Origin of the sequence: Streptomyces longisporus, from assembly GCF_039532765.1 — a bacterium.
Taxonomy (GTDB): Bacteria; Actinomycetota; Actinomycetes; order Streptomycetales; family Streptomycetaceae; genus Streptomyces; species Streptomyces longisporus.
Genome location: NZ_BAAASG010000008.1, coordinates 238,278 through 262,260 on the forward strand (window position 1 = coordinate 238,278; position 23,983 = coordinate 262,260).

Annotated in this window: 25 protein-coding genes and 1 pseudogene; 14 read left to right on the top strand and 12 right to left on the bottom strand. The window is 71.1% G+C overall.

The features are described from left to right. The first annotated feature begins 51 nt into the window (after positions 1-51). Both prcB and nicT read left to right on the top strand, forming a co-directional pair. Complete coding sequence (gene prcB / locus ABD355_RS18165; RefSeq protein ID WP_344401453.1) at positions 52-906, top strand: proteasome subunit beta; 855 nt, start codon at positions 52-54, stop codon at positions 904-906. Positions 907-1,047: 141 nt separating this feature from the next. Beyond that, positions 1,048-2,196 carry a Nickel transporter NicT gene (gene nicT / locus ABD355_RS18170; protein WP_344401455.1) on the top strand — a complete coding sequence of 383 codons (1,149 nt, stop codon included), beginning with the start codon at positions 1,048-1,050 and terminating at the stop codon, positions 2,194-2,196. Positions 2,197-2,216: 20 nt separating this feature from the next. On the opposite strand, the gene ABD355_RS18175 is transcribed toward nicT, so the two are convergent. Together ABD355_RS18175 and ABD355_RS18180 are read right to left on the bottom strand one after the other, a co-directional pair. Next, the gene (locus ABD355_RS18175; RefSeq protein ID WP_344401456.1) at positions 2,217-3,176 is read right to left on the bottom strand and encodes a hypothetical protein; all 960 of its coding nucleotides are present in this window, start codon (positions 3,174-3,176) and stop codon (positions 2,217-2,219) included. 11 nt (positions 3,177-3,187) lie between these two features. After that, positions 3,188-4,660 (bottom strand): APC family permease, encoded by a 1,473-nt coding sequence (locus ABD355_RS18180; protein WP_344401457.1) that lies wholly within the window; start codon positions 4,658-4,660, stop codon positions 3,188-3,190. Between the two features lie 354 nt (positions 4,661-5,014). Here ABD355_RS18180 and ABD355_RS18185 point away from each other — a divergent pair, with 354 nt between their 5' ends. Next, a complete protein-coding gene (locus ABD355_RS18185; RefSeq protein ID WP_344401459.1) occupies positions 5,015-5,518 on the top strand; it encodes a DUF5709 domain-containing protein in 504 nt (167 codons plus the stop codon). A 10-nt stretch (positions 5,519-5,528) separates the two neighbouring features. Here ABD355_RS18185 and sthA read toward each other — a convergent pair whose 3' ends face one another. Then, positions 5,529-6,932, bottom strand: coding sequence for a Si-specific NAD(P)(+) transhydrogenase (gene sthA / locus ABD355_RS18190; RefSeq protein WP_344401460.1), 1,404 nt, complete (start codon positions 6,930-6,932; stop codon positions 5,529-5,531). Positions 6,933-7,159: 227 nt separating this feature from the next. Between sthA and ABD355_RS18195 the strand changes: the two genes are divergently transcribed. Continuing rightward, the gene (locus ABD355_RS18195; protein ID WP_344401461.1) at positions 7,160-8,290 is read left to right on the top strand and encodes a sulfite oxidase; all 1,131 of its coding nucleotides are present in this window, start codon (positions 7,160-7,162) and stop codon (positions 8,288-8,290) included. Between the two features lie 10 nt (positions 8,291-8,300). On the opposite strand, the gene ABD355_RS18200 is transcribed toward ABD355_RS18195, so the two are convergent. Further along, the gene (locus ABD355_RS18200) at positions 8,301-8,507 is read right to left on the bottom strand and encodes a hypothetical protein (protein WP_344401463.1); all 207 of its coding nucleotides are present in this window, start codon (positions 8,505-8,507) and stop codon (positions 8,301-8,303) included. 120 nt (positions 8,508-8,627) lie between these two features. Between ABD355_RS18200 and ABD355_RS18205 the strand changes: the two genes are divergently transcribed. Then, positions 8,628-10,898, top strand: a complete 2,271-nt coding sequence (locus ABD355_RS18205) for an MMPL family transporter (RefSeq protein ID WP_425585761.1) — start codon at positions 8,628-8,630, stop codon at positions 10,896-10,898. Here ABD355_RS18205 and ABD355_RS18210 read toward each other — a convergent pair. Then, positions 10,870-11,892 carry a PP2C family protein-serine/threonine phosphatase gene (locus ABD355_RS18210; RefSeq protein ID WP_425585770.1) on the bottom strand — a complete coding sequence of 341 codons (1,023 nt, stop codon included), beginning with the start codon at positions 11,890-11,892 and terminating at the stop codon, positions 10,870-10,872. The genes ABD355_RS18205 and ABD355_RS18210 overlap by 29 nt on opposite strands. A 197-nt stretch (positions 11,893-12,089) precedes the next feature. Here ABD355_RS18210 and ABD355_RS18215 point away from each other — a divergent pair, with 197 nt between their 5' ends. Continuing rightward, the gene (locus ABD355_RS18215; protein ID WP_344401469.1) at positions 12,090-12,419 is read left to right on the top strand and encodes a hypothetical protein; all 330 of its coding nucleotides are present in this window, start codon (positions 12,090-12,092) and stop codon (positions 12,417-12,419) included. Beyond that, positions 12,412-13,056, top strand: coding sequence for an AAA family ATPase (locus tag ABD355_RS18220; RefSeq protein ID WP_344401471.1), 645 nt, complete (start codon positions 12,412-12,414; stop codon positions 13,054-13,056). The genes ABD355_RS18215 and ABD355_RS18220 overlap by 8 nt, the downstream gene beginning before the upstream one ends. 171 nt (positions 13,057-13,227) lie before the next feature. Here ABD355_RS18220 and ABD355_RS18225 read toward each other — a convergent pair whose 3' ends face one another. Continuing rightward, on the bottom strand, positions 13,228-14,121 hold the full coding sequence (locus ABD355_RS18225) for a Gfo/Idh/MocA family protein (RefSeq protein ID WP_344401473.1): 894 nt from the start codon (positions 14,119-14,121) through the stop codon (positions 13,228-13,230). 260 nt (positions 14,122-14,381) lie between these two features. Between ABD355_RS18225 and ABD355_RS18230 the strand changes: the two genes are divergently transcribed. Beyond that, on the top strand, positions 14,382-15,239 hold the full coding sequence (locus ABD355_RS18230; protein WP_344401475.1) for an aldo/keto reductase: 858 nt from the start codon (positions 14,382-14,384) through the stop codon (positions 15,237-15,239). A 6-nt stretch (positions 15,240-15,245) separates the two neighbouring features. Beyond that, positions 15,246-15,903: pseudogene (locus tag ABD355_RS18235) on the top strand (hypothetical protein); the annotation flags it as partial. Positions 15,904-15,932: 29 nt separating this feature from the next. Here the strand turns inward: ABD355_RS18235 and ABD355_RS18240 are convergent. Next, the gene (locus tag ABD355_RS18240; RefSeq protein WP_344401477.1) at positions 15,933-16,268 is read right to left on the bottom strand and encodes a hypothetical protein; all 336 of its coding nucleotides are present in this window, start codon (positions 16,266-16,268) and stop codon (positions 15,933-15,935) included. Positions 16,269-16,438: 170 nt separating this feature from the next. On the opposite strand from ABD355_RS18240, the gene ABD355_RS18245 reads away from it, so the two are divergent. Next, positions 16,439-16,678, top strand: coding sequence for a DUF5133 domain-containing protein (locus ABD355_RS18245; protein ID WP_344401479.1), 240 nt, complete (start codon positions 16,439-16,441; stop codon positions 16,676-16,678). A gap of 153 nt (positions 16,679-16,831) precedes the next feature. Further along, positions 16,832-17,050 carry a hypothetical protein gene (locus ABD355_RS18250; protein ID WP_115911561.1) on the top strand — a complete coding sequence of 73 codons (219 nt, stop codon included), beginning with the start codon at positions 16,832-16,834 and terminating at the stop codon, positions 17,048-17,050. Positions 17,051-17,059: 9 nt separating this feature from the next. On the opposite strand, the gene tgmB is transcribed toward ABD355_RS18250, so the two are convergent. The 3 genes from tgmB to ABD355_RS18265 form a co-directional block, all read right to left on the bottom strand. Beyond that, the gene (gene tgmB, locus ABD355_RS18255; protein WP_344401481.1) at positions 17,060-18,052 is read right to left on the bottom strand and encodes an ATP-grasp ribosomal peptide maturase; all 993 of its coding nucleotides are present in this window, start codon (positions 18,050-18,052) and stop codon (positions 17,060-17,062) included. Positions 18,053-18,069: 17 nt separating this feature from the next. Then, complete coding sequence (gene tgmA, locus ABD355_RS18260) at positions 18,070-18,261, bottom strand: putative ATP-grasp-modified RiPP (RefSeq protein WP_099933570.1); 192 nt, start codon at positions 18,259-18,261, stop codon at positions 18,070-18,072. Between the two features lie 132 nt (positions 18,262-18,393). Beyond that, positions 18,394-18,684, bottom strand: coding sequence for a YkvA family protein (locus ABD355_RS18265; RefSeq protein ID WP_344401485.1), 291 nt, complete (start codon positions 18,682-18,684; stop codon positions 18,394-18,396). Positions 18,685-18,923: 239 nt separating this feature from the next. Between ABD355_RS18265 and ABD355_RS18270 the strand changes: the two genes are divergently transcribed. Next, the gene (locus tag ABD355_RS18270; RefSeq protein ID WP_344401487.1) at positions 18,924-19,961 is read left to right on the top strand and encodes a hypothetical protein; all 1,038 of its coding nucleotides are present in this window, start codon (positions 18,924-18,926) and stop codon (positions 19,959-19,961) included. A gap of 119 nt (positions 19,962-20,080) precedes the next feature. Here the strand turns inward: ABD355_RS18270 and ABD355_RS18275 are convergent, their stop codons facing one another. Further along, positions 20,081-21,250, bottom strand: a complete 1,170-nt coding sequence (locus tag ABD355_RS18275) for a hypothetical protein (protein ID WP_344401489.1) — start codon at positions 21,248-21,250, stop codon at positions 20,081-20,083. 304 nt (positions 21,251-21,554) lie between these two features. Between ABD355_RS18275 and ABD355_RS18280 the strand changes: the two genes are divergently transcribed. Both ABD355_RS18280 and ABD355_RS18285 read left to right on the top strand, forming a co-directional pair. Further along, positions 21,555-21,923, top strand: a complete 369-nt coding sequence (locus ABD355_RS18280; protein WP_344401664.1) for a PadR family transcriptional regulator — start codon at positions 21,555-21,557, stop codon at positions 21,921-21,923. Beyond that, positions 21,920-22,921, top strand: coding sequence for a hypothetical protein (locus tag ABD355_RS18285; RefSeq protein WP_344401491.1), 1,002 nt, complete (start codon positions 21,920-21,922; stop codon positions 22,919-22,921). The genes ABD355_RS18280 and ABD355_RS18285 overlap by 4 nt, the downstream gene beginning before the upstream one ends. Before the next feature lie 50 nt (positions 22,922-22,971). Here ABD355_RS18285 and ABD355_RS18290 read toward each other — a convergent pair whose 3' ends face one another. Then, positions 22,972-23,937: a DUF1152 domain-containing protein gene (locus tag ABD355_RS18290; RefSeq protein WP_344401493.1), complete on the bottom strand. Its 966-nt coding sequence runs from the start codon at positions 23,935-23,937 to the stop codon at positions 22,972-22,974. Positions 23,938-23,983 lie beyond the last annotated feature (46 nt).

Below are 23,983 nucleotides of genomic sequence, written 5' to 3' on the forward strand. Positions count from 1 at the left end.
CCCCGGTTCAGGTAGGAGTCCGATGTCCGGCCGACGAGAAGGGGGAGTGGCATGACAGCGAGCGACACCGGCGGCCAGCTGGGGGAGGAGTTCTTCACTCCGGGAAGCGCGTCCTTCACCGAGTTCCTGGCCGCCCACCGCCCAGAACTGCTGCCCACCCGGCCGCCCTTCCCCGACGGCGTCCGCGCCGAGCCCGGCCGGTTCCCGCACGGCACCACCGTGCTGGCCCTCGCCTACCGCGACGGCGTGCTGATCGCCGGCGACCGCCGCGCCACGATGGGCAACCTCATCGCCCAGCGCGACCTGGAGAAGGTGCACCCCGCGGACGACTACACCGCCGTGGCCTTCGCCGGATCCGTCGGACTCGCCCTGGACATGGTGAAGCTGTACCAGGTCGAGCTGACGCACTTCGAGAAGATCGAGGGCATCCCGATGACCCTCAACGCCAAGGCGAGGCGCCTGGCCGGCATGATCCGGCAGAACCTCGGCCAGGCCATGCAGGGCCTCGCCGTCGTACCGCTTCTGACCGGCTACGACGAGGCGGCCCCGGACGGCGAGAAGGGCCGCATCTTCAGCTTCGACGTCGCAGGCGGCCTCTACGAGAAGACGGACTTCCACGCCGAGGGCTCCGGTTCGCCGTACGCTCGCGGCGCCCTCAAGAAGCTGTTCCGCAAGGGCATGGACCGGCGGGAGGCGGCCCTGGCCGCCCTGCAGGCGCTCTATGACGCGGCCGACGACGACTCCGCGACCGGCGGTCCGGACATCAACCGCCGTATCTTCCCCATCGTTTCGGTGATCACCGAGGAGGGCTTCGAGCGGCTGCCGGAGACGGAGACGGAGGCGCTGAGCCGCGAGATGGTCGAGCAGCGCCGCAGCCGGCCGGACGGGCCGACCGCCACTCCCTGAGCAGGGACCCCGCACGGCCGTCTTTTCCCTTCCATGGGGAAGAGCTGCCGCGCCCTTTGCTGCACATGGTTTGCAAGTACTGGAGGATGGCACAAGACTGCAGACCGCAGCCGCTGTGCACCCGAAGGAAGACCTCCCCGTATGACGGCCGCCCCCGACACCGCTCCGCCGCTCCCCGCCAAGGCCTCCGCCTGGCACCGTGTCCGCACCTCCATGACACGGGAGGAGTGGACCAGGATCGGCGGAATGGCCGCCTTCGTCCTCGCCCTGCATCTCGTCGGCTGGTTCACGCTCGTCGGGATCGTCGCCCCCGAGCACTACAGCGTCGGCAAGCAGTCCTTCGGTGTCGGCATCGGCATCACCGCCTACACGCTCGGCATGCGGCACGCCTTCGACGCGGACCACATCGCCGCGATCGACAACACCACACGCAAGCTGATGGGCGAGGGGCAGCGGCCCCTGTCGGTCGGCTTCTGGTTCTCGCTCGGGCACTCCAGCGTCGTCTTCGCCCTGGCGCTGCTGCTCTCCTTCGGAGTCAAGGCCGTGGCCGGACCGGTCCGCGACGGCAACTCCCGGCTGCACGACATCACCGGCCTCATCGGCACGACCGTCTCCGGGACCTTCCTCTACCTCATCGCGATCATCAACCTCGTGATCATGGCGGGAATCTGGAAGGTCTTCCGCCGGATGCGCTCCGGCGACTTCGACGAGGCGGCCCTGGAGGAGCAGCTGGGCAACCGCGGCCTCATGAACCGCCTGCTGGGCCGCGTGATGAAGTCGGTCACCAAGCCCTGGCACATGTACCCGCTCGGCCTGCTCTTCGGCCTCGGCTTCGACACCGCCACCGAGATCGCGCTGCTCGTGCTGGCCGGATCCGGCGCCGCCTCGGGACTTCCCTGGTACGCGATCCTGTGCCTGCCCGTCCTGTTCGCCGCGGGCATGTCGCTCCTCGACACCATCGACGGCTCGTTCATGAACTTCGCCTACGACTGGGCGTTCTCCAAACCGGTCCGCAAGGTCTACTACAACCTCACCATCACCGGCCTCTCGGTCGCCGTCGCCCTGCTCATCGGCACCGTCGAACTCCTCGGCCTGCTCGCCCAGAAGCTCGATCTGCACGGCGCGTTCTGGGACTGGATCGCCGGCCTCGACCTCAACACCGTCGGCTTCGCCATCGTCGGACTGTTCCTCGCCACCTGGATCGCGGCCCTGCTGGTGTGGAAGCTGGGCCGCATCGAGGAGAAGTGGACGGCGGGCCTGTCCCGGCCCGCGCAGCAGCCGCTGGACTAGCCCGCCGTCCGTTCCGGCGCTCAGCCTCGCAGTTTCAGCTCCTTGCGCCACCTCACGATCTGCTGGTCCGGATCTCCCGTGTACGACCAGGGAGTCCGTGTGGCCCGGCGCCCCAGCATCCGCAGCAGGGTGGCGGCGACGTCCGGAACGTTTGCATTGCAGGCGGCGTGGGCCAGGTAGTTGAGGTCGCGCAGTTCGCCGGGGGCGATGCCGCTGTCCGTGCGGCCCATGATCCAGCGCTGCCAGGTACGGCGTACGTCGCTGACCGCGCCGTCGTGGTTCCAGTGCTGGCCGAGGCCCACCGCGGACTGGCTGCCCTGCGCCGCGTCCAGGGCGTAGCGGTACTCCTCCACGCGCGCGTACTGCACCAGAACCGGCAAGGCGCAGCCCGTGGGTGCCACTCCGGCCGCGTCGCGGGCGAAGTCGTACATGAGGCCGTGGCTGCCGTGCCAGCGTGCCGAGTAGTAGTGCAGGACCTGCAGATGGCCCTCCACGCTGTACGGATCGCGCTGGTGCAACTCGTCCCACCAGCGCGACAGTTCCTGCCGGCGCACCCCCGCGGAGTACAGCCGGGCCACCGAGATCAGGGAGATCCACGGCGTCGGATCGTCCAGATATGCCTCCGCGGCCTGCAGACACGCCGTCACCGCGGTGTCGATGCGGTGCTGGTCGATCGGCACGCCCCGGCCCGCGGCGATCGCCAGGTTGAACGCGCGGGCCGTCTCCGTCGCCGCACGCAGCACCAGCGCGTCACCGCTGTGGGGCTCTGCCGCAAGCCAGGACTCCACGGTCGAACTGCCCGCGCAGGCCTGCGCGAGCATCCGGATGCGGTGACCGCGCGCGAGCCAGTCCGGGCCGGTGCCCCGCAGCAGGTCCCTGAGGCCCTGCCAGCGGCCGATGACGATGTCGTGACGAGCGTTGGTCAGCGGCGCGTCCCCGCAGTCGGGGTCGTAGTCGGGAGTGAATCGGTCTCTCGCCATCGGGATCTGCCTCAGAAGTCGGTGGAGAGACCTTCGTGGACACGGGAGTTCGCGGTGGACAGCTCGTCGGGGACGTACTCCGCCTCGACGGTGCGGCTGGCGTCCAGACGGGCGGGCCGGTAGTAGTCGCTGCCCTGCCTCCAGTACCAGAACATCGGGACCAGCCCGACGGCGAGTCCGCCGATGCCGATCGCGATCGCCGCGCTGTCGAGCTCGCTCAGCGACTCGGCGAAGATCCAGAACATGAACAGGGCGCCGAACAGCGGCCACAACCCGCCGAGCAGGAAGTTCGCGGGCGACTTCAGCAGCATCCTGCGGTACGCCACGACCACCGCGAGGCCCGCCAGGCCGTAGTAGACGGCGATCTGCAGGCCGATCGCCGAGATCGCGTCGGAGAGGATCTCACCCACCGAGCCCAGCGCGTTGGAGGCGATGAACATCGCCAGCGCCACCGCGCCGACCACCGTGATGGCGACCCACGGGGTGTTCCAGGTGCGGTGCACCCGGCCGAGTGCGGAGGGCATCGTACGGTCCCGGCCCATCGCGAACAGCGAGCGCGTGACCTGGATGAGGGTGGTCTCCAGGGTGGCGATGGTCGACAGCATCACCGCCACGATCAGCAGCTTGCCGCCCCAGCCCGGCCAGATCTCCTCACCGAGCGCACCCAGCACGTTCGCGTCGTTCGCCTCGATCTGCTTCGAGGACAGGATGACGTTCACCGCGATGGTGAACACCTCGAACAGCAGGAAGACGATGCCGACCCCGATCAGCCCGGCGAGTCCCGTCGTCCGGCGGCTGTTGCGGGTCTCCTCGCTCAGGTTGCTGGTGACGTCCCAGCCCCAGTAGTAGAAGGCGGCGACGAGTGCTCCCGAGGCGAAGCCCGACACTCCGTCGAAGTGGGAGAAGCCGAGCCAGGACCAGTCGAACACGCGGGCGTTGCCGGTGTGGAAGAGGGCGAGCACCGCGAACAGTGCCAGTATCGCCAGTTCGACCCCGGACATGACGAGCTGCGCCCGGACCGTGAGCCGGGCGCCGCCGAGCACCACGAGCAGCATGATGATGAACCAGGCCGCGCCGACCACCGTCGACAGCGCCGTGTTGGCGGCGAGACCCTCGTCGAACAGGGCCAGCGTCATCGAACCTGCGGGCAGCGAGCCGGCCACCATGAAGATGGTCGCCGAGATCACCAGCGCCCAGCCGCTGATGAACCCGAGAAAGGGATGCAGGGTGCGCCCCACCCAGGAGTAGCTGGCCCCCGCGTTCACGTCGATACGGCCGAGATAGCTGAACGCCAGCGCGATACCCAGCATGGGTATCGCGCAGTACAGCAGCGCGGCCGGGCTGGCCAGGCCCACCGCGCCCACGAGGACGGCGGTGGTCGCGGCGATCGAGTACGCCGGGGCGCTGCCCGCGACGGCCATCACCACGGTGTCGAACGTACCGAGGGCATTGGCCTGCAGCCCTCTGCCCCTGCTGTTGCTCATGGTTGCGCTGCTTTCCGTCTTGCACGACGCGAGGGCGACCCGCCCCGACGGCGTAGGGGGAGGTGGGGGGTGATGAACCGGCCCCGGATCCCCGAGGGTTGGCCTCGGAGCAGATCAAGGGCAGCGAAAAGACAAAAAAAGGGGTGGTGGACGGCGCACGGCTGCCTGCGTTGTCGTTCGGTCACACCGTGTGTGCGAGTGATGATAGCCCTACTCCTTGACCTTTCAAGATTGACCAAGGGGTAACCTCCTGCGCCTGCGGAGACTGCCGTGGTTGGACGGCGCGCAACGGGAAACGCGGATCGGGAACACCGTACGGAGAACGACCCGCCGCAGCGCGCGAGGGAGGCACTCATGGGCAGCGAACGCACGAGCCCCGAACCGATGGCCGACGACGCCTACCAGCCCACCGGGACGAACGAGGAGCAGGAGGACGCGGCGCCGCTCGATCTGCAGGACGCCGTCGACGAACGCACCTACGACGACACTCTCGACGAGGGCTACTCGCCACCGGAGAAGCCGCTCGGCGTCACCAAACACGGCACGACGGCCGCCGAGCAGCGCACCGGCGAGAGCCTCGACGAACGGCTCGCCGAGGAGGTCCCCGACGCGGCCGTGCCCGCCGGCGACGAGGTCGGCGACCTCCCCGGGGGCGAGGGCGAACCCGTCGACCCCGAGGCCGGCACGGAGCGCGCGGGCCGGCTGGTCGCTCCGGACGAGGGCGCCCACCCCGACACGACCAAGGAGACGGTCGCCGACGACGTGGGCATCGACGGCGGTGCCGCCGGGGCCGAGGAGGCCGCCGTCCACGTCGTCGAGGACGAGACGCGGCTGCCCGACCCCGAGCAGGACCGCTGACGCCGGCCCGTCAGTCGCCGATGCGGTCGATCTGCCGCAGCTTGTTGGTGGCGTCGAGGGCGGCGACCTTGTAGGACTCCGCCAGCGTCGGGTAGTTGAAGACCGCGTTCACCAGATAGTCGACGGTGCCACCGCAGCCCATCACCGACTGCCCGATGTGGATGAGCTCGGTGGCACCGGTGCCGAAGCAGTGCACCCCGAGCAGGGTGCGGTCCTCGGGGGAGACCAGCAGCTTGAGCATGCCGTGCGAGTCGCCGATGATCTGGCCGCGGGCCAGCTCGCGGTAGCGGGAGATGCCGACCTCGAACGGCACGCAGTCCTCGGTGAGTTGGTCCTCGGTCCGGCCGACGAAACTGATCTCCGGGATGGTGTAGATGCCGATGGGCTGCAGGTTGTGCATCTGGCCGACCGGCTCTCCGCAGGCGTGGTAGGCGGCTGCCCGCCCCTGCTCCATCGAGGTCGCGGCCAGCGCGGGGAAGCCGATCACGTCGCCGACGGCGTAGATGTGCGGCACCTCGGTGCGGTAGTGCTCGTCCACGGTGATCCGGCCGCGCTTGTCCGCGGACAGTCCGGCCTTGTCCAGGTCGAGTTCGTCGGTCAGGCCCTGTCGGCCCGCCGAGTACATCACGGCGTCGGCCGGTATCTTCTTGCCGCTCTCCAGAATGGTCAGCGTGCCCCGCGGATGTCGCTCCACCGCGGCGACGGTCTCCCCGAACCGGAACGTCACGGCGAGGTCCCGCAGGTGGTACTTGAGCGACTCGATGACCTCGACGTCGCACATGTCGAGCATCCCGGCACGCTTCTCGACGACCGTCACCTTGCTGCCGAGCGCGGCGAACATGGAGGCGTACTCCATGCCGATCACCCCTGCGCCGACGATGACCATGGAGCGCGGGACGCGTTCCAACGCCAGCACGTTGTCGGAGTCCATGATCGTACGGCCGTCGAACTCGACACTGTCCGGCCGGGCCGGCCGGGTACCGGTGGCGATGACGATGTGCTCCGCGCTGAGCAGCCGTTCATTGCCGGTGACCTCGCGCAGCGCGATGGTGTGCGGGTCGACGAAACTGCCGGTGCCGGCGAAGAGGGAGACGTGGTTGCGGGAGAGCTGGCTGCGGATGACGTCGACCTCCCGGCCGACCACGTGCTCAGTGCGCGAGGTCAGGTCGGAGACGGTGATGTCCTCCTTCAGCCGGTAGCTCTGCCCGTACAGATCCCGCTGGGTGAGACCGGTCAGATACAGCACCGCCTCGCGCAGGGTCTTGGAGGGGATGGTGCCGGTATGGATGGAGACCCCGCCGACCATGTCGGGGCGGTCGACGACGGCGACCCGGCGGCCGAGCTTGGCCGCTGCGATGGCGGCCTTCTGGCCACCCGGGCCGGATCCGATGACAAGCATGTCGAAGTCGGGCACCTCCGGAGTCTGTCAGCCCAGGGCCCCGCTTCGAAAGACTGAACGGACAACAACCGCCTGCGACGTGACAGGGCGTGAGCCCCGCAAGGGGCGCGGGGCTGCATCGATATGCGGCTCCGCCGCGTGGGCGCGACCAGCCACGACGGCGCCGCAGCCGGCCGACGGCATGTCGCAGCCCCGCGGCGAAACCGCACCCCGGCCCAACCCGGCGGAGCGATAATGCCGGGATGGGCCACCGACTCGCCGACGCGAGCACCCCCGCCCGGCTGGCCGCCCCCGACGAGGGCATCGGCCGGGACGAACTGGCGCTCGCCACCCGCAACCACGGCCTCCCGCTCGAGGCACTGCGCTACGACGTCACCCCGCCGGGCCTGCACTACCTGCTGACCCACTACGACATCCCCTACGTCCCCGACGACACGCCCTGGCCGCTGACCGTCGGAGGCCGGGTCCGTCGTCCGCTGCAGCTGGACCTGGCCGAACTGCGCGCCCTCCCTCAGGTCACCACACGCGTCACCATGGAGTGCGCGGGCAACGGCCGGGCCCTACTGACGCCCCGTCCGGTCAGCCAGCCCTGGCTCCTCGAGGCGGTCGGCACCGCCGAGTGGACGGGCGTACCGCTGCGGCTGCTGCTCGCCGAGGCCGGCGTGGAAGCGGACGCCGTCGACGTGGTCTTCACCGGCGCCGACCACGGCGTGGAACGCGGCGTCGAACAGGACTACCAGCGTTCCCTGCAGGTGGACGTGGCCACGGGCACCGAGCCCGAGGTTCTGGTGGCATACGCGATGAACGGCGCCCCGCTGCCGCCCCAGCACGGCCGGCCGCTGCGCCTGATCGTGCCCGGCTGGTACGGCATGGCCCAGGTGAAGTGGCTGCGCGAGATCACGGTCACCGACGCCCCGTTCACCGGTTTCCAGCAGGCCGTGGCCTACCGGCTCCGGCAGGACCCCGCCGACGAGGGCCGGCCGGTCACCCGCATCGAGCCGCGCGCCCTGCTGATCCCGCCCGGCTTCCCGGACTTCATGTCCCGCTCGCGGGTGGTGCGGCCCGGCCCGGTGACCCTTGAGGGCCGCGCCTGGTCGGGGCGGGCACCGCTCGCGCGGGCCGAGGTGAGCACCGACGACGGGCGCACCTGGCACGAGGCCGAACTGGAGCCCGACGGCGGGCGCCGGTGGGCGTGGCGCCGCTGGCACCTCGACTGGACGGCGACCCCCGGCGAGCATGTGCTGAGCGCGCGGGCCACCGACGCCGAAGGACACACCCAGCCGCTGGAGCAGCACTGGAACCGCGGCGGCTTCACCAACAACCTCGTGCAGCGGGTGCCGGTGCTGTGCCTGGAGCCCGGCGACACGGACTGAACCGCGCCGGCTACGGCAGCAGTTTCTCCATGGCGGCGGGGCCTTCCGCCGCCAGCTTGCGCCGGGCCCATTCGAGGTTGTGGGGGGTGATGTCCCTGCCCGCTACAAGGACGAGGTCCTCCGGCGACACCTCGGTGCCGGTACGGGTGTGGAGCAGGTCGTCCGGGGTGACGCGGTCCTCGGACGGCCTGGACGCGTCGGGCTGCAACGTCGGCATGGTCTCTGCTCCCTCGGGTCAGGGTCGCTACTGCTAACACCATTCATCGCGGGAGCGCTGCGTGCATCTGGAAGCGCACACAAGTGCCACGAGATGCCGGAGTGACAGGACGGGCGTCTAATGAGAGACGTGTCACCTGCCCGCACCGACGAGGGGGGCGCGGGGGCCGTCACAGGAGGGGTGCTGCGACGGCTGGGGGAGTGGTGCGCCAGACACTTCGTGATCGTCATCCTGGCCTGGCTGGTGGCGCTCGTGGCGCTGCAGACCCTCAACCGGTCCTTCGGCGGGGAGTACTCCGACAATTTCTCCCTGCCGGGCGTGCAGTCCCAGCAGGGCCTGGACGTCCTGAAGAAGCACGATCCCGCGGCAGGCGGCTACAGCAGCCAGATCGTCCTGCACGACGGGCAGAAGTCCCTCACCGCGCTGAGTTCGCAGATGTCCACCGCGGTCGGCGACGTGCAGAAACTGCCGCACGTCCTGTCGGCCCAGAACCCGCTGTCCGCCCCGGCCTCGAAGGTCGGCCCCCTCGCCTCCGACGGGAAGACCGGCTACATCACCGTCCGCTTCGACGTCCAGCCCTCGACCCTGGGTGACAACTACCTGAGCGGCGTGGACAAGGCGGTGCAGCCGCTGCGCTCGGCAGGCGCCCAGGTCGAGTACGGCGGACCGCTCGGTGAACTGGGCCGGTCCGCCGCCGACGACCGGGTGAGCGAACTGATCGGCTTCGCTGTCGCGATCGTCGTCCTGCTGATCGGCTTCGGCAGCGTGATCGCCGCCGGTCTGCCCCTGTTCACGGCACTGGTCAGCGCCGTTGCCGGGCTCGCGATCCTCGGACTGCTCGCGGCGGCGTTCACGTTCGCGACCGTCTCGCCTACCCTGGCGACCATGATCGGGCTCGGCGTCGGCATCGACTACGCCCTGTTCCAGCTCACGCGGCACCGCCAGAACCTCATGAACGGGGTGCCTCCGGTCCAGGCCGCGGGCCATGCCACCTCCACCAGCGGCCGGGCCGTGCTCGTCTCCGGCTGCACGGTGATCATCGCGCTCGCCGGTCTGTACGCGTCCGGGGTGAGCTTCATCGGGAAACTCGGCCTGGCCGCCGCCATGACGGTCATCTCGGCGGTCGTCGGCGCACTGACGCTGCTCCCGGCCATGCTCGGCCTGATCGGCAGACGCATCGACCGCTACCACGTACGGCGACCCGTCGCCGAGACCGACGCCGAGCCCGGAGCCGAGCCGACCGGCACGTGGCACCGGTACGCCCAACGCGTGGAGCGCAGACCCTGGCAGTTCCTGGCGGCAGGCATCACGACCGTCGTCGTCCTCGCCATCCCGTTGCTCTCCATCCAGCTCGGCCACATCGGCGACGGCGCCGACCCCACCTCCTTCACCGACCGCCGCGCCTACGACCTGATGACCAACGCGTTCGGCCCCGGCTCCAACGGCCCGCTGACCGTCGTCATCGACCAGACCTCCGTACCGTCCTCCCAGCGCTCCGCCCTCTCCTCCCAGGCCCAGAAGACCCTGAACGCGGTGGCCGGCGCCTCCACCGTCACGCCCCTGACACCCACCAAGGACGGCGATGTCCTGGTCGGCACGGTTTACTCGAAGCAGTCCCCGCAGAGCGCCACCACCACGGACCTGACCAACCGGCTGATCCACCACACCCTCCCGGACGCGGTCTCCGGCACCTCCGCCAAGGGTTACGTCACCGGCACGACCGCGGCCCAGGTCGACTTCCGCGACATCGTCGCGAGCCGGCTGCCCCTGATCATCGGCGTCGTGGTCGGCCTCGCGTTCCTGATCATCCTGGCGGTCTTCCGCGGCCTGCTCGTCGCGGTCAAGGCGGCCGTCCTCAACGTGCTGTCGATCGGTGCCTCGTACGGCGTGGTGGTGGCCGTCTTCCAGTGGGGCTGGGGCGGGCCCGCGCTCGGCGTGCACGGCAAGGTGCCCATCGAGAGCTATGTGCCGATGATGATGTTCGCGATCATCTTCGGTCTGAGCATGGACTACGAGATCTTCCTGCTCTCGCGCGTCCACGAGGCGTGGCTGCGCACCGGCGACGCCAAGGCCTCGGTCGCCCACGCGCTGGAGATCACCGCCCGGGTCATCACCTGCGCCGCCCTGATCATGGTGAGCGTCTTCGCGGCCTTCATCGTCAGCGACAACATCGTGGTCAAGATGCTGGGTCTGGGGCTCGCGGTGAGCGTGCTGATCGACGCGACCGTCGTACGGCTGCTGATGGTTCCGGCCGTGATGACGCTGCTGGGGCCGCACGCCTGGTGGACGCCCCGCTGGCTGGACCGGATCATGCCGCACATCGACGCCGAGGGCGAGCAGGTGGCAGGCCCGGCGTCCGATGTCAGCCGCCGTCCCGCGACGCGGGCGTGAGGACGAGCATCGTCACGTCGTCGTCGACGGCAGGGCAGTACCGTACGAGATCCGCCCACACCCGATCCGCGAGCACGGCCGGATCGTCGTCGGCCAGCGCGGCCAGCCGGTCGGTCAGCGGGTAGAAGGTGCCGGAGGGGTCGCGGGCCTCGCTCACCCCGTCCGAGGCCAGGAACAGGCTGTGGCCGGGCTCCAGCCGCAGCGTGGGCCCGGCGTGCGGACCGCCGTCGGACAGGCCGAGACCGAGCGGCGTCCACGCGGCGAGCTCGACCTCGGTGGCCTGCCGGCCGCGCAGCAGCACGGGCGGCGGATGACCGCAGGACACCATCCGCACCGACCGTCCGTCGGGCGAGAACTCCAGCAGTACGGCGGTCGCGAACAGCTCGGCGTACCGGGACGACGCCGAGTCCAGCTCCAGCCTGCGGTCGAGCCGGGCCGCGACCGACTCCAGGTCCGGCTGGTCCAGCACCGCCTCCCGGAAGGCCCCCAGCAGCGAGGCGACGGTGGAGACCGCCGCCAGCCCGTGCCCCTGGACGTCGCCCATCACCGCCCGTACCCCGTGCGGTCCCTCGCGTACGTCGAAGAAGTCCCCGCCGACCAGCGTGCCGCGCTGCGCGGCCCGGTACAGGCCCACGCAGCGGACCGGGCCGACCCGCTCGGGCAGCGGGGGGACGACGGCACGCTGCGCGGCCTCCGCGACGGTGCGCTCCAGATCCAGCTGGGCATCGCGGCGACTGCGCACATAGGACACGAACACGCTCAGCACGGCGACGAAGGAGATGGTCAACAGGTCCGTGTTGCCCGGGTGGTTGAGCTGGAAGGCCGGGATGTTGAGCACGGCGACGACGACACCGCCGAGGACGGCGGTCGCCAGCGGCCCGTACGAGAGCACGGCGAGCGGCGGGATGGCGCCCAGCAGAAAGCCGATGTCGAGGGGTTCGTGGCTGGCCAGGGTGGCCGCGCAGACGCCCGCGATCAGGACGAGCGGGAGCATCCGCACCAGCCGGGGCGGTGGCGCGCCCCGCAGCCAGCCCCGCTGGTCGTGGTCCTGCCGGCGCGCTGACAGGAGGTGCACCTTTCCCACAGCACCACGCTCCTACGGCGGGACGCCGCCCGCACGCCGGGCCGGCTGTCGGTGCCGGGTGGCATGCTGGTCGATGGCGGTGATCGGCGGCTGAAGGGGGATGCGGCGTGGGGTTCGAGGGCGAGGTCTGGCAGGTGCGCACGGGTGCGGAGCCGGTCGGGGAGATCCTGATCGACGACGCCGACTTTCCGTGGCTGTCCGGCCGTTTCACCGCCGGGCCGGGCTTCGGGGCGGTCCGGGATCTGTTCGCCCGTGAACTCGCCCTGATCTCGCGGGACGACGAGGAGCACCGGCAGGAGTGGGAAGCGGCCTACGAGGAGATCACCAGACAGGTGTCCCTGTCGTCGCCGGACGGACCGGTTCCCGAGTTCCTGCTGCACATCGAGGGCGACCGGGCCTGGTTCCGCTGGAGCGACGAACCGTTCGAGCATGCGTAGGGGCGGGGAGGCGCCCGGCGTGCGGGTGGTGCTGATCGGGGGCACGTCGAACGTGGGCAAGTCGACGGTCGCACGAGCGGTGGCGGAGCGCCTCGGGTTCGAGTACCGGTCGACGGACCTGCTGGCCCGTCACCCAGGGCGGCCCTGGAGAACCCCGGAGCGGGAGGTGCCCGCGCATGTCGCCGAGCACTACGCGTCGCTGACGGTCGACGAACTGATCACGTCCGTCCTCGACCACTACGAACGGCTGTGGCCCCGCATCCGCAGGCTGATCACGACCCATGCGGCCGAGAACGGGGCCGGCGCGGGCCTCGTTCTGGAGGGCTCGGCGCTGTGGCCCGTCCGCGTCGCCGGACTGGACGTGCCGCACACGGGCGCCGTGTGGCTGACGGCCGACGAAGCCGTGCTGCGTGCCCGGGTGCACGCGGGCGGACGGTACGAGACGGCGACGGACGAGGAACGGGCACTGATGGACCGCTTCCTCGCCCGCACGGAGCGCTATCAGAACCTCATGGTCGAGGCCCTTGACGAGCTGAGCCTCGACCGCATCGACGCCGGAGCCGGGCGGTCCGTCCCCACGCTGGTCGACTCGGTCCTCGCCACAGTGGCGAAGCAGACCGCGCCGGGCAGACGGTGACGCCACGTCAGCCGACGGACTTTCCAACAGCCCTGTGCCTCGCTTTGATGCCGGAGCCGGGCGGACGGTTTCCTCCTGCCGCAGCCTGTTTGGACTCGGGCCAGGACCGAGTAGATCAGAGCTGGATGTGACGTCAAACACAGGCTGCAGCGGAGGAACCGTGACGCCGCGTCAGTCAGCGGCGCCGTCCAGCAACGCCTGCGCCTCGACCAGGATCTCGGTGACCCGCTGGCCGAACGCGGCGTCGCATGCGTGCGGGCGCCCGGTGCGGGCGGCGGCGAGGAGTGCGTCGGCGGCGTGTCCGAGCGCGGCGACGGGCCCCTCGGCGCTCTGTGGCAGCACCGACACTCCTGCCTCGCCCCGGAGTTCGGCAGCGGCGCACGAGGCCGCGGTCGGGGCGGACAGACTGAGCGTCAGGGTGCTCGACGCACCGCCGGCATGGTCGAGGACCAGATGGACCGTGTCCCCGGGACCGGGCGCCGCGGCCACCACCCGCCGGGCGTCACCGAGGACCGGCAGCAGCACGGACAGGGCATGCGGGCCCACGTCCCACAGCGCGCCCTTCTCCCGTCGCCACGGCGAGTTGGCGAACGGGCTGTCGCTGTCACCGCCGAACAGCGACCCCAGCCACTGGGCGTGCGCCGTGAACCAGCCCCCCACCGCCGCCTGTTCGGTGATCCACGCCTCGGTCTCGGGCAGGAAGCGGCTGGTGAAGAAGACGACCGAGGCCACGCCGGCCTCCTGGACCGCGTCGACCACGGCCTGCCCCTGCCCGACCGTCGTGGCGAGCGGCTTGTCCAGCAGCAGATGGCACCCCGCCCGCGCCGCCCGCACCGCGAGCTCCGCCTGCACGGCCGGCGGCAGGGCGACCGCGACCGCGTCCACGTCGGCGAACAGTGCGTCGACATCGTCGTAGGCGCGTGTGCCGAACCGGTCGGCGAGCTGCTTCGCGGCCTCCGTACGGCGGCCCCACACCCCCACGAACTCCAGCTCCGCATGCTCGTGCAGGGCAGGGGCGTGCGCCATCTCCGCCCAGGGGCCGGTACCGAGAAGTCCTATGCGCATGCCGCCGCCTCTCCACTGCGTCGCCCCTTGTGGCGACCGGTCGCCAGCGAGCCTCGCACACCGACCGGCCGGTCGCGCAAGCAGATGCGGCGGAGGCGGCGATTCAGTGGTGCGGTTGCTGAATGCGTTCTCTTTCCTCTATTGGACCTGCGGCCCGTAGGCGGGTCACGCTGGAATGCGTTGGGGCTTTCCCGCACTCCATGTGCGGTGGGCCGAACGTCATTCGGTACCGCGCAACAACCGGAAGAGGTCACGAGCACATGCAGACCCGCCGCATCGGTGACGTCGAAGTCAGCGCGATCGGCCTGGGCGGGATGCCCATGTCGATCGAGGGACGGCCGGACGAGGCACGCTCCCTCGCCACGATCCACGCCGCCCTCGACGCCGGCGTGACCCTGATCGACACCGCGGACGCCTACCACCGGGACGCCCACGAGGTCGGCCACAACGAGACCCTGATCGCCAAGGCACTTTCCTCCCATGACCGCGGCCGGGACGTTTTGGTCGCCACCAAGGGCGGCCATCTGCGCCCCGGTGACGGCAGCTGGACCCTCGACGGCAGCCCCCGCCACCTCAAGGAGGCCTGCGAGGCGTCCCTGCGCCGGCTCGGCGTGGAGGCCATCGGGCTCTACCAGTTCCACCGCCCCGACCCGAGGGTGCCGTACGCCGAGTCCGTCGGTGCGATCCGCGACCTGCTGGACGAGGGCAAGATCCAGCTGGCCGGCATCTCCAACGCCGACCCCGACCAGATCAGGCAGGCGAACGAGATCCTCGGCGGCCGGCTGGTCTCCGTGCAGAACCAGTTCTCCCCGGCCTTCCGCTCCAGCGAGCCGGAACTCGAACTGTGCGACGAACTCGGCATCGCCTTCCTGCCCTGGAGCCCGCTCGGCGGCATCTCCCGGGCCCGTGAACTGGGCTCCGCCTACGCGCCGTTCGCGCGGATCGCCGAGGCCCACGGGGTCAGCCCGCAGCGCGTGTGCCTGGCCTGGATGCTCGCCAAGTCGCCGGTGGTCGTGCCCATCCCCGGCGCCAGCCGCCCGGAGACCATCCGCGACTCCCTCGCCGCGACCGAACTCACCCTGGACGCCGAGGAACTCGCGCAGCTCGACGCCGTCTGACAGCTCCTCGGCTACTTGTTCCGCGCCGACCGCCGCCACCTGATCGCGGCGGTCGGCGTGTTCACCGTCAAGCACAGCCCGATCTGGCTGCTGCCACTGATCACCGCATCCGTCATCGACGCTCTACGGTCGCCTCCTGTACGGCAGCGTGCGCCGCATGGGCACCACTCTGCGCTCGCGCTGTGCACCCGCGCGGGCTGGGCGCGATCACCGTGGCTCGTCCTGGCCGGCGCCGCCCTGGTCTCGTACTACGGCGTCTGGGGCGTCACGCACACCAAGGGCCTGGAGTCGGTGCGTTCGGTCGGCGAGGTGCTGCAGGCGCCCGAACTCGAGGCCACGAGGGCAAGGCGGAACTCACCTCGCTGCGCGGCGCCGTCACCTTCGAGGGTGTCGGCCACCCGTACGACGACAGCGGGCGGCCCGCCGTACGCGACTTCACGCTCTCCGTGACACCCGGCGAGACGATCGCGCTCGTCGGGTTCATGCATGGACGAGGCCGACGAGGAAACGGTGCGCGCGGCCCTGCGCGAAGCCAACGCACCGGAGTTCGTCGACCGGTTCGTGGTGATGGGCGGCGGCCGCATCCTGGAGAACGGGGACGCACGAGGAACTCCTGCGCGGCGGCGGGGCGTACACACAGCTGCACGGCGGACAGGTCGCCTGAGCCGCCGTGCGCGCCCCGCGGCCGTCTCCTCAGGCGGCGCTGCTGCGGCGCATGCCATGCGGGCAGGTCGAGTCGTGGTGGATGCCGAGGCTCGTCCACCACCGTTCGCAGCACGCGGCGTCCAGCTCACCGCGCACGATCTCGTCGGTGGCCGTGCGCGCGGGGTGGCGTGTCACGACCGCGGCCCTGCGCAGGTCGCGGATCAGGGTCTCGCGGACGACGGCGATGAGCGGGACCAGGCTCGCCGCGGCGAACAGACATGCGGCCCACCGGGGACCGTGGAGGAATTCGAGGACCGTGGCCCAGGCGAGTTCGGCGCTGGTGGTGAGGTAGAGGGTGCAGAGGAGGCGGCCGGAGCGGTTCATGTGCTTCACCGTTCGTGCTGAGGGGGTTACCCTCTGTTCAACGCCTCGCGGCGCGCTGGGAATCGGGTCGGACGGCGGTTTTGCGTCAATTGAGGCCCGGGGCGCGGAAGATGCGATTGGTCCGGGCCTGACCGGGAAGGCGAGGCGCAAACCTAAGAGAGGGGCACTTCGTGCTCGTTCCGGACCCGAAGGTCGTCAGAACGTTGCTCACCAGATACGCGTCGCTGCGCATCGCGCAGGCGGAGCGTGAGAATCCGCAGGCCGCACGGGAGTTGGCGGACGTCAGCCGCACCCTGTGCGCCGTCATGGGAGCCGCGAGCGTCGAGGACGCGATCGCGAAGGCGGACGCCCTGCTCATCGCCTCGCGCGGAGCCGCAGGCGGGGACGGCGGTCTGTCACTGGCTGTCTGACGCGACGGCAGCTTCGAATGACGCACATCCGGACAGTCACAACCGCCGTGTCGGCGTCAAGTGCTCCTGGAGAATTCACACCCTGGTATCCCGGGGCGCATACACTCGACAGCCGTGCCCATGCGCATGGGCCACCACACGAAAGGCGCGTCGGTGTTCCAGGATTCCCCGATCTACGACCGACTCGTCGCCGAGCGCGGCGACGTCCCCACTCAGGCTCGCCGGGAGGCCGAGCGCGTGAGCCGGGAACTGGAGTACGCCATGCGGCCGCTGCAGTCCTTCGGCTCCGTACCCGCCGCCCCCGAGCGCCACTCCTCCCCGGGGGCCGGATGGCAGCGGACCGCGCTGCTGCCCGGCTCGCTGCCCCACTGACCGCCGCCCTCAACACACCGTGGTGCTGGAGCCGTTGACTCGTGTCTGGGGCTCCGGCCCGGGATGGGCCAGCCACTCCGCCATGGTCCGGGCGATCGGCAGACCCGTCTCCACCTCGACGAAGCCGAACTGCCCCGACTGATTGCACTCCAGGAACCACCAGGTCCCGTCGGCGTCCTCGGCGAAGTCGAAGGCGCCGTAGGCCAGTTCTGCCTCTCGCAGATAAGAGCGGACGGCGTCGGCGACGCGCGGCGGGACGTCGGTCGCACGCCACGGTATGTCGTCGGAGGCGAAGCGCACGTCCACCGCACCGGGATCGTCCGGATCCGCATCGTCGGCAGTCGCCTTGCGGGCCGCCAGCAGTCGCTCGCCCACGGCGGTCAGCCGGATGTCGGCCCGCTTGCCGACCCGCCGCTGCAGCAGCGTCGGCCCGAACGCCACGGCGGAGAAGTCCGTGTCCGGCGCCACCCTGCTGGTCGGCACCGCCCGGGGCGGATCCTGCGGATGCGCCCCGGAGACCGGCTTGACCACCAGATCCGGATAGCGGTCGGCGAACTCCCGGGCCGCCTGCGGAAACGTCGTGATCAACGTGGCCGGCACGGGCAGTCCGCAGCGCTGGGCGAGCCGCAGCTGCCACGGCTTGTGCCGGGCCCGGCGGGCCGCGTCGGGGTGGTTCATCCAGCGGGCGTCCGAGCCCCGCAGCATGCCGTACAGCGCCTGGGTGGACTCCTCGGTCAGCCAGGCGGAGGGCTGGGCCGCCCGCGCGGCCGCATCCCCCGGCCTGCGCACCCAGACCGACCGCAGCCCGGCGATGCTCACCAGGCGGCCCGCGGACTGGAGGTGGCCGCGGAAACGGCCGTGCACGTACTCACCGGACAGCGCGACACCGCCGGGGAGGTCGGCGGGGTCCAGGCGGACCACGGGGACCCCGGACGCGTTCAGGTGCACGACCACCATGTCGGCGGTCACGTCCTCTTCACAAGTCAGGATCAGCACGGTCATAGTGGGCGGTTCCGCGTTCAGTCGTCGAAGTGAGTCTTGGAGCCCGCGGTGGACGTGGTGGTCCCCAACTCTCTGAGCAGCGCGAGGTCACCGGCGGCGACCCGGCCGTCCATGAGCACGTTCAACTGCAGCCCGGAGTCGTAGACGTACGGAGTCGTGGCTTCCAACTCCACCGCCGGACGTGCGTAGTTGAGCGCGAACGGTTGCATCGTGTCTCCCTCGTCAGTGCAGCACCGACCCGGCGGTCCGCTCCCCGCGGCGCCGCCCGGCCCGCCGACTGCATTGCCCTTCCAGTCACTTATACGAATCGAACGAGTGATTGGTTTCCTTACTCTGCGTAGTCACAGGGAGGATTCGTGACGATTCGGCCCGTCCAAAGGGCCGCGCATGCTGCGCAGAGCAAGGAGAAGGACGCCGATGTCGTCCAGGTAGACCGGGTCGGGCAGCAGGTCGGTCGGCAGCAGGAAGTACAGGACGGCACCCCAGAAGACCCAGCGCCGCCCGGTCGGAAGCCCGGCACGCATCAGGTCGCGCCGCGTCCGCACCAGCCGCACCAGCAGGGCGACGGCCACCGCGAGGGCGAGCGCCGCGAGCGCAACGGCGACCACGATCACCGTTGTGGTCCATTTCACGGTCCTCCTCCATCCGGCGTGCCGAACGGCGCGCCCCTTGTCCCGGATTCCCCTTTCCGGCGTCCGTACGTCCTCCGTCGCCCCGTCAGAAGCGCGACGGGGCCTCACACCTGTGGCCCATCCCGACTGGCACGGACCGGAAGCGGCGCTTAGTAATGGCACTGCATCGCAACGTCGTGAAACGCGCCGGGAGATGCGAGAGCAGGTGAACCGTTCCGTCTATTCCATGGAGGAGAGTCATGAGCATCCGCTCTTCATCACCCCGTCCCTACGACCCCTCCATAGTCGGCGCGCACGACGACCCGGCCAGCGCCCTGGTGCATGCCGCCATCGCGGACCGGCCACTGGAGGAAGTCGCCAACCTGATCACCATGCTGGAGCAGTCCCCGGAGTATGCGAAAGCCACCATCGACGCGCTGCGCGCGGTCGGCACGGACCGCTCCGTGGAGGACGTCACCCGTCTGGTCACCCTGCTGACCCAACCACCGCGCGACCCTTCCAGCGCGGACGAGGTAATCCGTGCTGCGGCCGAGAACCGTCCGGTGGAGGAAGTGACCCGGCTGATGGCGCTGCTGCACCTGCCGTCGACGGAGCGCCGCTTCGGACAGGAAGCCGCAAAGGCGGTCGCCGCGGCGCGGTCCGTGGAGGACTTGGTGGAACTCATCGGCCGGCTGAGCACAGATCGCGGTGCCCACCCCGCCCCGCCGAAGGCGGAGCCGTCTCTTGCGCAGGCCGGTGAGGCGGACTGGCGCCCGGAAGGCACCGGCACCGGCCTTCCGCCGTTCCCGACGGTCCTGCCTTCCTACGGTGGCGACACCATGCCGAGGCAGCCCGTCGGCGCGCCGCGTCGCGCCGCCGAACGCCCGCCGTGGGCGGGCCTGCTCGTCGCAGCCGCACTCTTCCTGTGCGCGCTGCTCTGGTTCCCGATGTACAAGTCGGGCACGTCAGTCCAGGTGTACGCCTCCGGCATCGCGGTGTCGATCCTGTACGCCCTGCTGGCCGTACTGGTGACCCTGCGTCCCGTCCGGGCCGTGCTCGTGGTCGCGGCCGTGCTGCCGGCGCTGCTCGCCGGTGCCGAGCTGTACCGCGGGTTCCGCTCGCGGTCGCTGTTCCGGGCGCTCGACCTCACGCTCGCCCCGGGCTGGCTCGCCGGCCTGGTCGCCGTGATCGCGGCACTGACGGCAGTGACGGCCCTGGTCCTGCGCGCAGCGGCGCGCCCTCCCGCTCTGGGGGGTGCTCCTGCTCGTCCTCTGGCCACGGCACGGCGTCTGGACTGATGCGCCGCGTCCCCGGCGCCCGCACGGCGTCGTGGCCCCGCGCCCGCGGTTCTCCCGGACCGCGGGCGCTTCGGCGCCGGTGGACAAACGCCGTGCAGGCGGGACCTGGGCCCAGGTGCTCAGCGGCCGGAGGGATCCGGCCGCTCGACCGCGCCGTCCGGCTCCCGTCCGCTGGCCGGGGCGGACGTGGGGCGCAGCGCCTTGGCGGTGTCCTTGAGCCGCTCCAGCCTCCGGGTCAGCTGCTGGAAGGGCGAGCCCTGGGCCGGAGCGGGCGGCTGCGGCCGGGAAGGCAGCCCGTCGCCGTTCTCGCGGTAGACGGCCAGCGCCTCGTGCGCGCGCTCGGCGGCCTCGCGGTACAGATCCCGGGACTTGGTCATGGCCTCGAGCGCCTCGGCGTACATGGCCACGAGCCCCCGTGCGTGGGCGAGTTCCTCCTCGAGCGTCCGCAGCCGCCAGTCGTCCCGCAGGGCGGTGACGGCCTCCTCGGCGCCGTCCGGCAGCGGCAGCGGCAGTGCGGCGAAACGGGTCAGGGCGTCGACGAGCTGCGCGGGCCGTGTGCCGTCGAGGAAGACGGTGCGTACGGAGAAGTCGTCCGCGTCGAAGGCTTCCGGGGCCGGCGTGGTGGGCAGCAGGACGGCACCGCCGCGCGGGACCTGCACCCCGAACTCGCGCAGGGCCCGGTTGACGATGCGCAACTGGTCCGGTGCGGCACGGTGCTCCAGCACGCGATGGCGCAGGCTCGGCGGCAGCAGCGGGCCGAGCGGCAGCCGGCCGCGCTCGTCGGGCGTCATCGCCTCGTGCACGACGAGGTTGATGTGCCAGCCTCCGCGCACGGAGTTGCGGAGCAGGCGCCGGATGTCCTTGTCGTCCGCGGGCAGGCGGTTGGCCTCCCGCAGGCGCAACCCCGTGCCGGGCTGGTGGTCCCAGGGTGCATCCGGCTCTACGGGCCAGAACATGGTGGCGGGGGAGGGCCACCCCTGCTCCCACGGGCGTTCCGCCTCCGCCGCCAGCACCCATTCCACGCCCGTGTCGGCATCGGGCGTCAGGGTCAGCCGGGCCCGCACGGTCACCGACTCGGCGACCGTCCACCGGGCCTCGAAGACGCATTCCGCATTGCTCGCGGAGGTCTCGGAGACGGCCACCTCCAGATGGTCGTCGATGGTCCCCTCGTCCTTGAGCCGGTGCAGCGTCCGGCGTACGACGTCTTCGGCATCTGGCCCGGTATGGCGGCCGCGGGCCAGCCACAGGGTGGGGGACGGGGTCGGTCGGACGGAGGGCGAAGTACGCATGAGTCCATCTGAGGGCGGGGGCACGTGTATCCACCAGTATCGACGCCGCGCGCCGGCGGGGTGCCCCCGGGGGGTGCTCGCACGGGAGGCGCGCGGTGCACTCGGGGTGCGAGGAATGCACTCCAGGCCACCCGGTTCACCCGTATCCCCGGCGCACCGGGCCCGCCACAATGGCGCCCGCGAACAGGGCCCGCCCACCATCCGCTTAGGGGCGGGTCCTGTTCGTGTGCCACACGCCGGTATGCCTCGCCCTTGCGTTATATATCGGAAGCCGAGATATCATGGCCGCATGGCATCGAGGAGCATGACTCAGGCGGCGTTCTTCGTCCTCACCGCCCTGGCCGACCAGCCCCGGCACGGCTACGGGATCCTGCGGGAGGTCGAGGAAGTCTCCGACGGCGCCGTGCAGTTGCGCGTCGGCACCTTGTACGGCGTCCTGGACCGGCTCACCGCGGACGGGCTGATCGTCCTGGACCGCGAGGAGGTGCACGAGGGCCGGCTGCGGCGCTACTACCGCCTGACCGACGAAGGGATGCGGGCGCTCGACGCGGAGGCGGAGCGCATGGCGGCCGGCGCCAGCGCCGCCAAGTCGCGCATCGCCGAGGGACGCAAGGCCCCCGGCGCGGTCGCGAAACCGTCCGCGGGCCCCGGACTCGCGGGTGGTGTGGCATGACGACGCTGCTGGAGGCGCGCTATCGCACGGTGCTGCGCCTGCTGCCCGCCTACTACCGGCGGGGCCGGGAGGAGGAGATGGTCGAGGTCTACCTGTGGGACGTCGACCAGGAGCTGCAGGACCAGAGCAGGCCCACCCTGGGCGAGGTGGCGAGCATCGCCGCGCTCGCCGTGCGCAGCAGGCTCGCCGCCACCGGGGCGCCCCGGCCGTACGTCCTGCTCGGGGCGGCCGTCCGCAACTTCGCCCTGTTCGCCGTGCTGCTGCAGGCCGCCGCCGCGGTCGTCGACCGGGTCCTGGAGCTGACCTGGGCGGGCACGCACGGCACACGCGAGTGGGACATGTTCCTGACGGGGTTCACCGGCCGTGGGCCGCTCACGAGCGTCGTCGAGGCCGCCCAGTGGACGCTGCCGCTGCTGTGGACGGTCGGATACTTCGCCCTCCTGCACGACCGCCGGCGCCTCGCCCAGGCCTCGGTGCTGCTCGCCGCGCTGCCCACGCTGTGGCCGTTCGCCGGTCCGCTGGTGAGCGAACTGGTGCCGTGGGACCCGTGGTTCGCCACCGCCGGCGCGCTCTTCGCCTGGCTGCCGGCGCTCGCGCTGTGCGCGGCCCACCACCGGGACGCTCCCGCGGCCGTGCTGCCGGTCGGCACACCCGGTCTCGTCTTCGCGGCCTGCGGTGTGGTGATGGGTGCGTCCGAGGTCGTGCTGCCCGCCGTGCCCGACGCGGTCTGGGCGCCGGCCACCTGCTTCGTCCTCGGGGCGCTCGGCCGGCTGCTGCTGCGCCCTCGCCGCATGGACACGCGACCCGCCTGCGGCGCCATGGCCCTGGCCGCGCTGGGCCTGCTGCTCCTGGCGGTGCGGATCGCCACGCTGTATCCGTGGCTGGGCCTTCCCGTCCCCGCCGCCTTCGTCGCCGCCGCACTGGCCCAGACGGCCGCGCTCACGCTGCTGACCTTGGCGCTGACGGTGGTGGCCGGGCGGGACCTCGCCGGGCGCTGACCTCCGCGGGGGTCGGGGCCGGCACCTTCAGCGCTTGCGCCCGCCCGTGGTCAGTGCGGGTAGGCGCGCGGGGGCCGCTGGCGCGTCAGCCCGGCGCGGAAGTCCTCGATGACGGAGCTGATCTGGCGCATCAGCGCGGTGTTCTCCAGCCGGTCCAGGTAGAGGTTCCGGCGGGCGAGACCGGGCGCGTCCACGCAGAAATACAGGGACATCAGCGGGTTGATGAACAGTTCGCTGTCCTTCGTTCGCCGTGTGAAGCGGACGTCGCCGAAGTCACCGCGTACGGCTGCCGCAACGGATCCGTTGACGATGCTCGGGTACTCCGGCGTGCTGTGCTGGGCGTGGGTGACCGCGTCGAGGTAGAGGGCGCCTTCCCTGCTCTCGCGCGGCAGCGAGAACGTGCCCAGGTAGGCGCCGTCCCGGTCCAGCGCGGCCAGGTTCTCCAGCACCAGGGAGTGGTTCACGCCGTGATGGGCGTCCACCCCGAACCCCAGGCAGGCGACGAGCCGTTGGGGTATCTCGTCCAGCCCGTTCACTGCGGCCAGGCTCGCCATGTCCTCCTCCGGAGTGCCCAGGCCGTGCTCGTCGCCCCGCATGAGGATGTCGGTCCCGCCGTCCACCAGCACCAGGGCGTCCACGCCGCCGAGATGGTCGACGAGCGCGCGATACGCGGCGCGCAACGGTTGTACCCCGGTCTGCGGGAACGCGTACACCGTGGCCGGCAGGCCCTGCTCATCCAGCCACCGGGCGAGCGTGCGCTCGGGGAAGTAGTCACCGCGCGCCACGGTGTCGGGCCCGACGGCCGCGACGTCCGCCTCCAGCCACACGTCCATGTCCAGCCCGTACAGGTCGGCGAAGGACAGGTTGGCCAGATGGACCTCCTTGCCCGCCGAGCGCAGCGCCAGGGCCAGCGGAAGGCCGGCGTACACGTCGAAGCCGCCGCCCGCACCGACGACGAGAACCCGCCGGGCATCGCGCAGACGAGTGAAGAAAGGAGGCTCTGTGAGGGAGTACACCGGGGGACGGTAACAGGCTGAGGGGGCGTCAGGGCGTTGCCTTTTC

Coding starts and splice junctions, on each gene's coding strand:
- nicT (WP_344401455.1), top strand. CDS start 1,048: ATGACGGCCGCCCCCGACACCGCTCCGCCGCTCCCCGCCAAGGCCTCC.
- ABD355_RS18195 (WP_344401461.1), top strand. CDS start 7,160: ATGGGCCACCGACTCGCCGACGCGAGCACCCCCGCCCGGCTGGCCGCC.
- ABD355_RS18225 (WP_344401473.1), bottom strand. CDS start 14,121: ATGCGCATAGGACTTCTCGGTACCGGCCCCTGGGCGGAGATGGCGCAC.
- prcB (WP_344401453.1), top strand. CDS start 52: ATGACAGCGAGCGACACCGGCGGCCAGCTGGGGGAGGAGTTCTTCACT.
- ABD355_RS18240 (WP_344401477.1), bottom strand. CDS start 16,268: ATGAACCGCTCCGGCCGCCTCCTCTGCACCCTCTACCTCACCACCAGC.
- ABD355_RS18230 (WP_344401475.1), top strand. CDS start 14,382: ATGCAGACCCGCCGCATCGGTGACGTCGAAGTCAGCGCGATCGGCCTG.
- ABD355_RS18200 (WP_344401463.1), bottom strand. CDS start 8,507: ATGCCGACGTTGCAGCCCGACGCGTCCAGGCCGTCCGAGGACCGCGTC.
- ABD355_RS18185 (WP_344401459.1), top strand. CDS start 5,015: ATGGGCAGCGAACGCACGAGCCCCGAACCGATGGCCGACGACGCCTAC.
- ABD355_RS18180 (WP_344401457.1), bottom strand. CDS start 4,660: ATGAGCAACAGCAGGGGCAGAGGGCTGCAGGCCAATGCCCTCGGTACG.
- ABD355_RS18205 (WP_425585761.1), top strand. CDS start 8,628: ATGAGAGACGTGTCACCTGCCCGCACCGACGAGGGGGGCGCGGGGGCC.
- ABD355_RS18275 (WP_344401489.1), bottom strand. CDS start 21,250: ATGCGTACTTCGCCCTCCGTCCGACCGACCCCGTCCCCCACCCTGTGG.
- ABD355_RS18270 (WP_344401487.1), top strand. CDS start 18,924: ATGAGCATCCGCTCTTCATCACCCCGTCCCTACGACCCCTCCATAGTC.
- ABD355_RS18220 (WP_344401471.1), top strand. CDS start 12,412: ATGCGTAGGGGCGGGGAGGCGCCCGGCGTGCGGGTGGTGCTGATCGGG.
- ABD355_RS18285 (WP_344401491.1), top strand. CDS start 21,920: ATGACGACGCTGCTGGAGGCGCGCTATCGCACGGTGCTGCGCCTGCTG.
- ABD355_RS18210 (WP_425585770.1), bottom strand. CDS start 11,892: ATGCTCCCGCTCGTCCTGATCGCGGGCGTCTGCGCGGCCACCCTGGCC.
- ABD355_RS18280 (WP_344401664.1), top strand. CDS start 21,555: ATGACTCAGGCGGCGTTCTTCGTCCTCACCGCCCTGGCCGACCAGCCC.
- tgmB (WP_344401481.1), bottom strand. CDS start 18,052: ATGACCGTGCTGATCCTGACTTGTGAAGAGGACGTGACCGCCGACATG.
- ABD355_RS18175 (WP_344401456.1), bottom strand. CDS start 3,176: ATGGCGAGAGACCGATTCACTCCCGACTACGACCCCGACTGCGGGGAC.
- tgmA (WP_099933570.1), bottom strand. CDS start 18,261: ATGCAACCGTTCGCGCTCAACTACGCACGTCCGGCGGTGGAGTTGGAA.